General features: G+C 57.6%; 14 protein-coding genes. 10 read left to right on the forward strand and 4 right to left on the reverse strand.

Annotation, left to right across the window (positions count from 1 at the left end; genetic code table 11):
• The 4 genes from ACR0KS_RS15140 to ACR0KS_RS15155 are packed head-to-tail and all read left to right on the forward strand — an operon-like array spanning position 1 to position 4,176.
• A complete protein-coding gene (locus ACR0KS_RS15140; RefSeq protein ID WP_480693256.1) occupies positions 1-1,173 on the forward strand; it encodes an ABC transporter ATP-binding protein in 1,173 nt (390 codons plus the stop codon).
• Positions 1,173-2,063 carry an ABC transporter permease subunit gene (locus tag ACR0KS_RS15145; RefSeq protein ID WP_170485857.1) on the forward strand — a complete coding sequence of 297 codons (891 nt, stop codon included), beginning with the start codon at positions 1,173-1,175 and terminating at the stop codon, positions 2,061-2,063. The genes ACR0KS_RS15140 and ACR0KS_RS15145 overlap by 1 nt, the downstream gene beginning before the upstream one ends.
• Positions 2,060-2,878, forward strand: coding sequence for an ABC transporter permease (locus ACR0KS_RS15150; protein WP_170388811.1), 819 nt, complete (start codon positions 2,060-2,062; stop codon positions 2,876-2,878). The genes ACR0KS_RS15145 and ACR0KS_RS15150 overlap by 4 nt, the downstream gene beginning before the upstream one ends.
• On the forward strand, positions 2,875-4,176 hold the full coding sequence (locus ACR0KS_RS15155; RefSeq protein ID WP_170567273.1) for an NAD(P)/FAD-dependent oxidoreductase: 1,302 nt from the start codon (positions 2,875-2,877) through the stop codon (positions 4,174-4,176). Before ACR0KS_RS15150 ends, ACR0KS_RS15155 begins: the two co-directional genes overlap by 4 nt.
• 2 nt (positions 4,177-4,178) lie before the next feature.
• Here ACR0KS_RS15155 and ACR0KS_RS15160 read toward each other — a convergent pair whose 3' ends face one another.
• The 3 genes from ACR0KS_RS15160 to ACR0KS_RS15170 are packed head-to-tail and all read right to left on the reverse strand — an operon-like array spanning position 4,179 to position 6,965.
• Positions 4,179-5,048: a phosphotransferase gene (locus tag ACR0KS_RS15160; RefSeq protein ID WP_480693257.1), complete on the reverse strand. Its 870-nt coding sequence runs from the start codon at positions 5,046-5,048 to the stop codon at positions 4,179-4,181.
• A gap of 53 nt (positions 5,049-5,101) precedes the next feature.
• Positions 5,102-5,764, reverse strand: coding sequence for a flagellar hook capping FlgD N-terminal domain-containing protein (locus tag ACR0KS_RS15165; protein WP_170567271.1), 663 nt, complete (start codon positions 5,762-5,764; stop codon positions 5,102-5,104).
• A 1-nt stretch (position 5,765) separates the two neighbouring features.
• Entirely contained in the window at positions 5,766-6,965 is a 1,200-nt protein-coding gene (locus ACR0KS_RS15170; protein ID WP_170567269.1) for a flagellar hook-length control protein FliK, read from the reverse strand.
• 111 nt (positions 6,966-7,076) lie between these two features.
• Between ACR0KS_RS15170 and ACR0KS_RS15175 the strand changes: the two genes are divergently transcribed.
• The 6 genes from ACR0KS_RS15175 to ACR0KS_RS15200 all read left to right on the forward strand — a co-directional run bounded on the left by ACR0KS_RS15175 (position 7,077) and on the right by ACR0KS_RS15200 (position 10,764).
• Positions 7,077-7,358, forward strand: coding sequence for a rod-binding protein (locus ACR0KS_RS15175; RefSeq protein ID WP_170567267.1), 282 nt, complete (start codon positions 7,077-7,079; stop codon positions 7,356-7,358).
• On the forward strand, positions 7,342-7,701 hold the full coding sequence (locus ACR0KS_RS15180) for a flagellar biosynthesis protein FlgN (protein WP_170567265.1): 360 nt from the start codon (positions 7,342-7,344) through the stop codon (positions 7,699-7,701). The genes ACR0KS_RS15175 and ACR0KS_RS15180 overlap by 17 nt, the downstream gene beginning before the upstream one ends.
• A gap of 210 nt (positions 7,702-7,911) precedes the next feature.
• Positions 7,912-9,123: a flagellin gene (locus ACR0KS_RS15185; RefSeq protein ID WP_170567263.1), complete on the forward strand. Its 1,212-nt coding sequence runs from the start codon at positions 7,912-7,914 to the stop codon at positions 9,121-9,123.
• 77 nt (positions 9,124-9,200) lie between these two features.
• Positions 9,201-9,575, forward strand: coding sequence for a flagellar biosynthesis regulator FlaF (gene flaF, locus ACR0KS_RS15190; RefSeq protein ID WP_170388804.1), 375 nt, complete (start codon positions 9,201-9,203; stop codon positions 9,573-9,575).
• Positions 9,575-9,976 (forward strand): flagellar biosynthesis repressor FlbT, encoded by a 402-nt coding sequence (flbT, locus tag ACR0KS_RS15195; RefSeq protein WP_170415745.1) that lies wholly within the window; start codon positions 9,575-9,577, stop codon positions 9,974-9,976. Before flaF ends, flbT begins: the two co-directional genes overlap by 1 nt.
• Positions 9,973-10,764 carry a DUF1217 domain-containing protein gene (locus ACR0KS_RS15200; RefSeq protein WP_170567261.1) on the forward strand — a complete coding sequence of 264 codons (792 nt, stop codon included), beginning with the start codon at positions 9,973-9,975 and terminating at the stop codon, positions 10,762-10,764. Before flbT ends, ACR0KS_RS15200 begins: the two co-directional genes overlap by 4 nt.
• 45 nt (positions 10,765-10,809) lie before the next feature.
• Here ACR0KS_RS15200 and ACR0KS_RS15205 read toward each other — a convergent pair whose 3' ends face one another.
• Positions 10,810-12,381, reverse strand: a complete 1,572-nt coding sequence (locus ACR0KS_RS15205; RefSeq protein WP_170567259.1) for a DUF427 domain-containing protein — start codon at positions 12,379-12,381, stop codon at positions 10,810-10,812.
• Between the last annotated feature and the right edge of the window lie 50 nt (positions 12,382-12,431).

A 12,431-nucleotide genomic window follows, 5' to 3' on the forward strand; every position in this document is an offset into this window, starting at 1 on the left:
ATGTCCGCCTTGCCCCATTTTCCAGATTGTCGAACGGGGGCCGTTTTGAACTCTGAAGTCTTTGCGCCGTGGGAGGACCCTCAGGCGAAACCCTTGATCCAGTTCCAGAATGTCACCAAGCGGTTTGGTGAGTTCACGGCGATCGACAATCTGTCTCTGGATATTTTCGAGAAAGAATTCTTCGCTCTGCTGGGGCCGTCGGGCTGCGGCAAGACCACGATGATGCGGATGTTGGCAGGGTTTGAGACGCCCACCGAAGGCCACATCATGCTGGGTGGTCAGGACATCGACCCGATCCCGCCGAACAAGCGGGCGGTGAACATGATGTTCCAGTCCTACGCGCTGTTTCCACATCTGAGTATCTGGGAAAACATCGCCTTTGGATTGCGCCGGGACAACATGCCCAAGCGTGACCTCGAAGAACGGGTCGAGGAAATGCTGCGCCTGACCCGGCTGGAACAATTCGCCCGGCGCAAACCGCACCAGATTTCGGGTGGCCAAAGGCAACGGGTTGCGCTGGCGCGATCTCTGGCCAAGGCTCCTAAGCTGTTGTTGTTGGACGAGCCTTTGGGCGCGCTGGACAAGAAACTGCGGCAGGACACGCAGTTTGAACTGATGGACATTCAGGAAAAGACCGGCACGACGTTTGTCATCGTGACTCATGATCAAGAGGAAGCGATGACCGTCGCCAGCCGTGTTGCGGTCATGGATCAGGGCAAGCTGATGCAGGTGGCAACGCCTGACAAGATCTATGAAAACCCGAACTCGGTCTACGTGGCGGATTTCATTGGTGACGTGAACATCATCGAAGGACGTGCAACGTCGAACGGGGAAGACACCTATCAGATCGACTGGGCCGAGGGGCAGGCGCCACTGACTGCGACCTCAGCCAATGGTCTGGCGCAGGGACAGGCCTGTCACTTGGCGATCCGGCCCGAAAAGATGACAATTTCTGCCGACCGCCCGGCTGACGCGATCAACGCGGTGCAGGGCAAGGTGCATGACATCGCCTATCTGGGCAATCTGTCCACCTATCACGTCGAGTTGCCGAACGGCACCATCATCAAGGCGCAGACGGCCAATACCCGCCGCATCTCGCGTCGTTCATTCACTTGGGAAGACCCGGTTTGGCTGTCCTGGACAGCGACGGCCGCGGTTCTGCTGGCCGACTGATGCGCCGCGCGTTCCTGATAGCCATTCCTTATGTCTGGCTGCTGGCGCTGTTTCTGGTGCCGTTCTTCATCGTCCTGAAAATCTCGCTGTCCGACATTGCGCTGGCGATCCCGCCTTACACGCCGACGCTGGATTTTTCGCAGGGCTGGGCGGGCATCAAAGAGTTCTTTAGCCAGCTTGACCTGGAAAATTATGTCTGGCTGACCGAGGATGACCTCTACTGGAAGGCTTACCTGTCCAGCGTCAAGATAGCACTGATTTCGACGTTTCTGACCCTGCTGGTGGGTTATCCGATCGCCTATGGCATGGCCCGCGCGCCTGCCGAATGGCGACCGACGCTGATGATGCTGGTAATCCTGCCGTTCTGGACCTCGTTCCTGATCCGGGTCTATGCGTGGATGGGCATCCTCTCGAACGAGGGGTATTTGAACCAGCTACTGCTGTGGACGGGCATAATCTCGACCCCGCTGACCATTTTGAACACTAATACGGCGGTCTATATCGGGATCGTTTATACCTATCTGCCCTTCATGATCCTGCCGATCTATTCGGCGCTGGAGCGGATGGACGAATCTCTGATCGAGGCGGCTGAAGACCTTGGCTGTTCCCGAATTCAGGCGTTCTGGCTGGTGACGATTCCACTGTCGCGCCCCGGCATTATCGCGGGCTGTTTCCTTGTGATGATCCCGGTGATTGGCGAATTCGTGATCCCCTCGCTTTTGGGCGGATCGGGTACACTGATGATCGGTAAGGTGCTGTGGGAGGAGTTCTTCTCGAACCGCGACTGGCCGGTGGCCAGCGCCGTGGCGGTGGTGCTGCTGCTGATCCTCGTGATCCCGATCGTGCTGTTCCAGCGCAATCAGCAGAAACAGACGGAGGCCGAGCAATGAACAGGCTAAGCTGGTTCAACGCGGTCTCGCTGACGCTGGGATTTGCGTTTCTCTACATCCCGATGATCATCCTGATCATCTTTTCCTTCAACGAAAGCAAACTGGTCACCGTCTGGGCCGGGTTCTCGACCAAATGGTACGGCGAACTGGTCCAGAACCAGGCGTTTCTGGATGCTGCATGGGTGACGATCCGGGTGGCCGTGTTCTCATCAACGCTGGCGACCATTCTGGGCACCGCCGCCGCCTATGTGCTGGTGCGTGGCGGGCGGTTCTTTGGCCGCACGCTGTTTTCCGGCATGATCTACGCCCCGCTGGTGATGCCCGAGGTGATCACTGGCCTGTCGTTGCTGCTGCTGTTCATCGGGATCGGGCTGGATCGCGGTATCCTGACCATCGTTCTGGCGCATACGACCTTTTCGATGTGCTTTGTCTCGGTCGTCGTGTCCTCGCGCCTTGTAACCTTCGATCAGTCGCTGGAGGAGGCCGCGTTGGACCTAGGTTGTTCACCTGCGCAAGCGTTCCGTCTGGTGACGCTGCCGATCATCGCGCCCGCCGTGATCTCGGGCTGGTTGCTGGCCTTTACCCTGTCGCTGGACGATCTGGTGATCGCGTCCTTCACCTCGGGGCCGTCGGCCACAACCTTGCCGATCAAGATATTCTCGGCCGTGCGTCTTGGCGTCAGCCCCGAGATCAACGCGCTGTCCACGATCATGATTGCGGTTGTCACGGTCGGCGTCATAACCGCGTCTCTGGTGACGAAGCGTGCGATGGTCCGGCAAAAGCAGGATGAGATGGCAGCGGCCCGTACCGAATGAAACGGCTGTTCCCGGACTACACCTACGGCCCCGGCCCGCGTGAGGGCTGTTGGTGGGACGAGACAATCGCCGCCCCGGATTGGCCGGAACTGCAAGGCGATCTGAGTGTTGACGCAGCCATCGTCGGGGCTGGGTTCACGGGCCTGTCTGCGGCTCTGCATTTGGCTGAGGCGGGCGTTTCCGTTGCCGTGCTCGAGGCCGAGACACCCGGTTGGGGCGCGTCGGGTCGGAATGGCGGGTTCTGCTGTCTCGGCGGCTCGAAACTCAGCCACAAAGCGATGGCTCGGATATACGGCGCCCCGGCTGCCGAACGCTATGGCGCGGCAGAAGCAGAAGCGGTTCACCTTGTTGCTGAGTTGTTGGATGCCCACGGGATCAAAGCGGACACCCATTCAAAAGGGGAAACCCAACTGGCCCACACTGCGCGTGCGATGGAAAACCTGCGCAGAAATGCAGACACGCCCGGAGTATTGCACGAGGCGCAAGACCTTTCGGGGCTCGGCTTCGGAGGGGCGTTTCACGGCGGGTATACCAACCCGGTCGGTTTCGGCCTGAACCCCAGAAAATACCTGTTCGGACTTGCAAATGCGGCAAGCAATGCCGGTGCGCAACTGTTTCAGAAAAGTGGTGTGCAAGCCCTTCGGAAATCCGCCAAGGGCTTTGACATTCGTACAGCGGCAGGTCGTGTGCGCGCTGAAAATGTACTGATCTGCACCAATGGATATTCAAGCGAAGATATCCCGGACTGGATGGCTGGCCGCTACATGCCTGCCCAGTCAACTGTTCTGGTGACGCGCCCAATGTCCGAGGCTGAACTGCAGGCGCAGGGCTGGACCACGGATCAGATGTCTTACGATACGCGCAATCTGTTGCATTACTTTCGTCTCATGCCTGACCGGAGGTTCCTGTTCGGTATGCGTGGCGGTTTGCGGTCTTCGGCCAAGGCCGAAGCTGCAATTCGCCAGAAGGTTCAATCGGACTTTCGCAAGATGTTCCCCGCATGGGCGCATGTGGACATCACCCATATGTGGTCCGGCATGGTGTGCCTGTCGCGCAGCCTGACGCCGTTTGCCGGGGCGGTGCCGGTGCAATCCGGGCTGTTTGCCGGGTTTGCATATCACGGAAATGGGGTTGCGATGGGCACCTATTGCGGACGTGCACTGTCGCGTATGGTGCTGGGGCAGGACGCGGCACTGCCAGAGCCGATTGGTCAGAATCCCGGCCGCTTTCCACTTGGTTTCTGGCGGCGTGCTTTGTTGCCACCGGCTTATGCGATGATGGCGTTGGCCGACCTCTGACCCTATCCGAGAGCTGCGATTTCCAAATCCAAAGCGGCGGCATAATCCGTCGCGCCATTTTCTACGCGCCAAAGACAATACGCCGCCATCCGCCACCCATACCACTTTTGCAATTCGCGGTACCTGTTCGTAACGTCCGGCTGATCATAGGCAGACAGAAACTGCGCTTTTTCCGCAGGACTTAAAGGTGCCCCACGATAAAGCTGTTGCATCGCCGGTGAAAGAAACAGTGCGATATCCTCGCACGGATCGCCTTGGGCAGGGCACTGCCAGTCGATCAGAGTTAAGCCCGAATCTGCCACAAGAATATTTCCAGCGACAGGATCGCCGTGAATCAGGCAAGTGCTGCGGCTGGGGGGCACTTCGCAGTCAGGGCGCAAATGCTCAAGGTGGGCTTTCTGGTCGGTTACGCATTGCGCCAAAATGCGCTCGGCGTGACGTTCCAGGTCGTCGCTGCCGTTGCAGCCCTTGGGTACTTGAATGGCGATGTCCAGCGCGTGCAGCTTGCGCAACAGTTTCGCGACGCGCGCAGGCTCTGATTGCCAGGGCGATCCCGGAGCGTGATCGTAAAAAACCCAGTGGCCGTTTTCATGCGCGCCCGTTGCACGCAGGCGGGGTGCGAACCCCATCGGTTCAAGCGCGCTCAGGCAGCGTGCTTCCAATTTTGCGTCATTGCGAAACAGCGGATTGGACAAACTAGTCCTGTACACCTTCAGAACCTTGTCGCCGTCACCGCCGAGAACTTTCCAAACCTGATTGGTGCGCCCGCCGTATAACGTATGGAACCGGGCGCCGGGCTCTATCAGGCCCGTGCTGCAGAGGTGGTCAACAAGACCAGAAGGCGGGGCAGTCGTGTCAGGCAGGGGGGTCACCGGTTCAGTCTGAGTCGAAGGTGGCAAAGCTTTGGCCTGCCTTGCCCCTCAGATCAAGCTCCAGCGCGAATGGCACTCACCTTATCTGCCGGTACAAGCTGGCCGGTTTCCAAAATTAGAAGCACTTCGCCGTCGGCGACTTGTGCTTCGACGACCCGGTTATAGACCGAGGCCGTTTGCTCGGACAGCACCTCATCTCCGTCATAGCTTTCGAGGGTGGCTGAGTAGATGCCCGCTGGAATTGGATTGCCAGCACTGTCCTGTCCAGCCCAAATGAACTCTGCCTGATTGGTTGGGACTGCAATTCTGTCGATCGCTGCACCGTTTGAGTCGCGAATAACAAGGGTCGCGCCGTCGGCTGCGGGGTCGGCTTGGGCGAACAGGGCGACGGGTTGGCTGTCAAATTGGAAGGCCGAAGCGGATCGCACGTTCATCCCAACCCAGCCCGCAAGGGCTTCCAGACCTACCCGACCGGTCGCCAGTTCAAGATTCGAGAGCAATTCGTTGGTTTGTACCTGTTGCTCGACCATCGAGAATTGCGCCAGTTGCGACGCATATTCGGACGAGTCCAATGGTTCCAGAGGGTCCTGATTTTTTGCCTGCGCAGTCAGCATCAACAGGAATGTTTCAAAATCCGAGGCAAGCCCTGCGGACTGGGTTCGAGCTGGCTGTGTCTGCGCGCCGGGTTGCGTTGCGGTATAGGTCGGATTGATCATGTCAAAGCCTCATATCAACGCGACCAGTCGCGCCCATTCGTGAAGGAACCGGGGAGTTTTCCCGTTGGCTGTCGTTCTGTTCCGTTTCCAAATACGAGTCGTGTTCCGCATCCGAGGCGTTTTCTTGCGCGTCAGATGGTGTTCCCAGATCGAAAGCCAAATCCCCCAATCCGAGGCTTTTGAATTCCGCCTCTAGGATCGAGATATGCCGACGCATCATTTCCAGCGTTTCCGGGCGTTCGGTGGCGATTGTCAGGTGCAAACCGTCGTCACGGCCGTTCAGAACAATAGAGACGCGCCCCAACTCCTCGGGGTTCAACGCGACTTCGATGGTTCCGGTCTGTGGCCGGGAGTTTATTGCCGCGGCCATCTGTCCTGCAATGGCGCGGGCCGTTTCCACCCGTGCGTTTGTTGCGAAGGTCTGCGCAGCGATCGTTGAGTCCCGCGAATTTGACAGAGGGCTGGTCTCTCCAAAAGGGGCAATCCTTTCATTTTCCGAAATCACCGCGGCATCAGTTTGAACACGTGCCTCGGTCTTGGTCGACAAACGCATTTGTTCAATGAGGGCCGTGCCTTCCGGTCGGGCCGAAACCCGTCGCGTCGATGATGTGTCTTTAGGAAGGTGTTGTGCTGCGACGTTCGTCTCAGGCGGGATCGGCAGCTCGGATGTCTTACGTTCTGGTGAGGACATTGCCGGCTGTGCGGTTGCAGCGGCTTGTTTGACCTCCACCAGATTTTTCGCGGAACGCTCTACCTCGCTGGGGGGCATGGATCGAAGCGTTGCCGGCGTTTCGTGATGTGCCAGAGTTTGAGGCTTGGGGGGGCTGACCGGCACACCATCTGGGCGCGCTGTCATTTCCGGGCGATTCGCAGCGTCAGAAGGAAATGGGCTGGAAAGATCGCTTGGACCAACACCCTGTGCCGGTTTTGCTGCCTGACGCATTTCGTCTGGTAGTGACGGCGCCAGAGCTACAGAAGGATCAACGAGATCGGGTTCTTCGGTGGCGTCGGTCGGATTGCTGTCTGGCAAACGCTCTGCCGCAACTGGCACGTCTGCATCCTTAGTTTGCAAATTGACGTGATCTTCCAGAACCAACTCAAACGACTCAACCGCAGTGTGTTGCGGCGGGGCCTTGGACTCCGAATTGGGTTTCGCAGGTGCGTTTGAGGCTGGCAGCACAGTCAAAAGAGGGTTGGGCATTTTGCTCCGTCTCCGGTTGTGTGTGCCGAAATCTGCCTGCAGGAAGTTACGTTTATTTTAACCGCTATCGCCTTTGATCGAGAAAGTTCGGAGTAAATTTCGGAGAATTCAATGGAAACAACAGCACCCGCTCTTCATACGACCCCTCATTTGGTATCCACCAAGTTACGTTCCGCCTCGGTCGAGCTTGAGGCGACTTTTCTTGCCGAAATGCTGAAGTCCGCCGGATTGGGAGAGGTTCGCGAATCCTTCGGTGGCGGTGCCGGCGAAGATCAGTTTTCTTCATTTCTCGTCCAGCATCAGGCGCGCCAACTGGCCGAATCCGGTGGCGTTGGCCTTTCAGAAATCCTGTTCAAATCGATGATGGAGAGAACCGATGCCGACCAAATCTGAACCGGATCTGCTTCGGTCTCTTGAGGAAGTTCTGGACCTGGAAAGAAATGCGCTTGTACAGGGCGACCTGGATCAATTGGGCCACATGATGCCGGAAAAGGAAAAGCTGATCGGCGCGATTGCGGGCCTTGAGGTTCGGGAAAGTGACGAATTGATTCGACTCCAGAAGAAAGTCGAAAGGAACCAGGCGCTTCTTAATAGTGCAGCAAGTGGGATTCGGGCTGTCGCGGACCGCATGGCCGAGATGCGGCGCGTGCGAAGTGAGTTCAGCACCTACGGGGCGGACGGGCGGCGCAGCGGCTTTGCAGTGCGTGGCCACGCGAAGCTGGAGAAGCGGGCCTAGCGACCGATTTGATTCAAATCCGAATTTTCCGAGGGTCGGACTTTAGGATTCCATTAGGGGATCAACTGCAAAGGTGGCCGGGCACCTGAAACAACAGGTGGCGCGAACGGCCGGAGGGCGGATCGCACCGATCAGAACGACGTCAAAGCCCGCAGGTGGTGCGGGGTCAGCATGGGCACAAAGGGCCCGAATGGAAAAAGGAAGAAAGCTATGTCCAGCATTCTGACCAACAATGGCGCAATGGTTGCGCTGCAAACCCTGAAATCGGTCAACAAGAACCTGGCGCAGACCCAGAACGCGATCTCGACCGGCAAGGACGTTGCGACCGCCAAGGACAATTCGGCGGTTTGGGCGATCTCCAAAGTCATGGAGTCGGATGTCAAAGGCTTCAACGCAATCAAGGACAGTCTGGCGCTGGGTGAATCGACCGTCGCGGTCGCACGGAACGCGTCGGAAACCGTGACCGATCTTCTGACCCAGATGAAAGGCAAGATTGTCGCTGCTCAGGAAGACAATGTCGATCGCGGCAAGATCAATGACGACGTCACTGCGTTGAAGGATCAGATCGCCTCTGTTGTAAGCGCGGCCCAGTTTAACGGGCTGAACCTGGTGGACGGGTCGACGGGCTCCGCTTCGATCCTGGCGTCGCTGGATCGAGACAGCACCGGGGCCGTCACCCCGTCGTCGATCAGCGTGTCGGGCCAGAACCTGTCCACAGGTTGCTACGCCGCGGTGCAGGTGTTTGACGGCTCGACCGGCGCGTCGGCCGGCAATGACAGGGTTGGTGCCACTATCGACAACGGCACAACCTCGGCGACAGCTCTGGTGACCGATGAATCCAGCGGCACTTTCGCGGCGGGCGACAAGGTTATCGTGGCTATCGACGATCAGGTCGTCTCTTACACTGTGTCTACCGCTGACGCTGCTGCCACCACAACAGGTGATCTTGTGGCTGTGGGCCTGAAGGCAAAAATCGAAGAGTTGGGAATTACCGGTCTGACTGTTGACTACGACTCTGGTACAGCCGGAACGCTGTCGGTGACGAATGGCACCGGTGAGGACCTCTCGTTTTCAGCCCAGTTTGTGAACGCTGGCTCGGGCGGACTGGGCGCGCTGACTGGTATCGACGTTTCGACCGGCGCAGGAGCGACGGCTGCGCTGGCTTCGGTCGAGGCACTGATTGATACATCGATCGACGCATCGGCAGCTTTCGGGTCGTCGCAGGGCCGGATCGAAACCCAGAAAGAGTTTATCTCGAACCTGGCGGACTCGTTTAAATCCGGTATCGGCTCTTTGGTGGATGCTGACATGGAGGAGACGTCGGCGCGCCTTCAGGCTCTGCAGGTTCAGCAGCAGCTTGCCACGCAGTCGTTGTCGATTGCGAACCAGGCTCCGCAGTCGATCCTGTCGTTGTTCCGCTAATCTCAGGAACCTGGTCGGGGCGTGGAAGCACGCCCCGGCTCTGATTGCCAAAAGCCGGATTATTGGAAGGACTTCAAGTGACACCGCAAACCTTGGCGCACCGCGCCTATGCTCAGACGGCCGCACCTACGCGTACACCGCGTGATACCGAGTATGAGGCCATCTCGAAAATCACGCGTCGCCTTAAGGCCGCGGCTGCACGACAGAAATCCGACTTTGGCGGTTTTGTGCACGCGCTGCATGAAAATCGGCGATTGTGGTCTGTTCTGGCAAATGGCGTCACGGATTCCGACAATGCGTTGCCCAACGACCTGCGCGCTCGGATATTTTATCTGGCCGAGTTCACGGAACAGCACAGCAGTCAGGTTCTGGGCAACAAAGCGACCGTCGAGCCCTTGTTAGAGATCAATATGGCTGTCCTTCGCGGATTGCGGCAGATGGGGGCAACCTGATGGGTGGTTTGGTTTTGAAACTTGCCCCAAAAGAGCGGGTGTTGATCAATGGCGTTGTTCTGGAAAACGGGGACCGGCGCAGCCGCTTTTCGATCATGACGCCCCAAGCGAATGTTTTGCGTCTTCGCGACGCCATACACCCAGACGAAGTAAACACACCGGTCCGCCGCGTCTGCTATGCAGCTCAACTCGTGCTATCCGGAGATATGGAGCCCGATCAGGCGCGGCAGCAATTGCTGCGCCGGGTCGAGGAGTTGAGTCAGGTCTTCACGGACACAGATAGCCGGAAGGTGCTTGCTGAAGCTACAGACGCACTTCTGGCTGAGCAGTATTACAAGTGCCTCAAATCCCTTCGTGCTCTTTTACCGAGAGAGGAGCGGCTGATGGCCTTTCAGCAATGACATTCCAGCCCGTTGTACCGTCAGGCGGCCTTGTCGGGTGGAGGTTTCTTCAGCGCACCTATGACGCGCAGTTGGATAGCTTTTCTTCCACCACCGTAAACGAAAGGGAAACCAAGTATTTTCTGGACAACATCCAAAAAGTTCAGACCGCTGAAGATTTGGTTTCTGATCGCCGCTTGCTGCAGGTGGCGCTGGGTGCTTTCGGCTTGGAAGGCGACATCAACAATCGCTACTTCATTCAAAAGGTGCTGTCTGATGGCACATCCGCCGAGGATGCGTTGTCAAACCGCTTGTCCGACAAAAGATATCGCGAATTGTCCGAGGCATTTGGCTTGGGGCCAGGTGAAATTCGCAAAACGGGTTTGATCACCTTTATGGAAGATATCGCAGAGGACAATGTGGTCTCGCGGTTTGAAGTCGCCGTGGTACAAAGCGACGAGACAATGCGAATCGCGCTTTACGCTCAGCACACGCTGGCGGATCTGGCGGTTCAGGACAGTGGCGCTGACACCAAGTGGTTCGATTTGATGAGCCTTCCACCCTTGCGGAACATGATGGAAACGGCACTTGGCCTTCCTTCGAGTTTTGCCCAATTGGACATTGATAGGCAGCTTGAGGTGTTCAAGGATAGGTTGGCAGGGCTAACAGGCTCGGATGACTTATCGCAGTTTTCAGAAGAAACAGCAGTCAATCTATTGACCGATCAGTACCTTGCACGCCGTCAGATCGCGCAGCTTCAAAGCACGATTTCACCCGCCCAGACTGCATTGATCCTGCTAGGGGCGTAGAATTCCGAACCCCAGCCAAGGTAAGCGGCGTCAAAGCGGGGCGCGTCAGGAATTCAGTACACCATCCGCAGAAGTTTGCAGAGCAAAGGACGCGACAGGCTGAGAAACGTTATGAAGTCTAATGTCCCCTAGCGGCACGGCGTCAGCGCAGGCCGGAACGATGTCGGATGATACGACAATCCTGTGGTTGACTGTCTTTCCGTATTCCCCCAGCCGCGCCGCGATATTTGCAGCACGTCCAATTACGGTGAAATCCAGTCGCTCACGCGAGCCGACGTTGCCGTATGTTACACGCCCATAGGCGACTCCGATAGAGCAATCACAGTGCTCGTCGGAACCTGACCGACGCAGCTCGCCCAGCTTTTCCACGATTTCAACGGCTGTGCGCTGCGCGTTGATGCGGGCCGTAATTGAATCGTCGCCTTCCGGGAAAACGGCAAGTACAGCATCGCCGATGAACTTGAGGACTTCGCCACCGTTTTCGTGAACGATGCCAGACACGGTTTCAAAGAACTCGTTCAACAGTCCGATATACTCAGCCCGGCCCAGCCTTTCTTCCAGGTTGGTCGAGTTGCGCAAGTCGCAGAACATGATCGCCGCGTCGATCTCATCCCCGTCACCGCGTCGGATTTCACCGCCCAGAACGCGCGCGCCCGAACGCTTTCCGACGTAGGTTTCAAGCAAGACCTGCGCGTTCTCACGCTGCATGAAAACTTCGTAAAACCGGGCAATCACCGACGAACACTCGAACACCAGTCCAAGATTTTCGGTGGTGAAGCCGTCGGGATGATCGCAGGTCAAGGTCAGCACATTGGTGCGGCCATCGGAAAACGGCAAAGGCATTGCGACATAGTCCGTTGCGCCCTTGGCCCGCAAATCTTCCATAATGGGAAAGCTGTTCTGAGGGTTGTCGTCGTTTAGGCGTTGGCGAACGCCGCCCAGCCCGTTCGACACATGCCGGAGGGGGCTGTTGATATAGGCCGGGTGGTCGTGAATCTCATAGGTGGGCACGTTGGTCGAGATTTCGTCCACGCCCTTTTCCCAGATATAGTGTTTACCCGCGATCAGGGGGTGTAGCGACCAGACCAGAATGCTGAGGCGCTGGATCGCGATTCCATGTTCCAGCATCTTCTCGGCCAGCGCTTTGGTGAAGCCTTCGGAGGTCGCGATCTCGGACGCGCCCCGCATTAGCCAATCAATCAAAGGCCCGCTGATATTACCGTCTTCGGGCGCCCTGAGTCGGTTTTGCCCCAGATCAATTCGGTCATAAGCAGCGGGCATGAACCCTATATGGCCTTGAATTGTTTTGCTTTCAGGCAACGCCTCTTCATAGGCCCAGACGCTGTTTGCCAGACGCTCGCCGTTCAGGACGACATCATGATAGGTCGCGGTCCCTTTGAAGGGGCAAAAGGTCTGCAAGTCGGTTTCGCCACCCAGATCCACGCATACGTCTTCGCGGGGGATGTAAATTGTTGGCGGCAGCCGGGTCTCATACATAACTTTGGCGTTGGAGCTTTGGGCCAGCAGAACATCGCCCCGGTAAATTGCGATCGGGCCGTCTAACCGTTCTGTCGAGATTCGATAACCTGCTGATTGCGGTGTGGCGTGGACGTTCATGATCAACCTCCCTGGCACGGGTTCCTTAAGGATGGGCTTTCAATCCCGAA

Source organism: Ruegeria sp. BC7 (assembly GCF_056539165.1).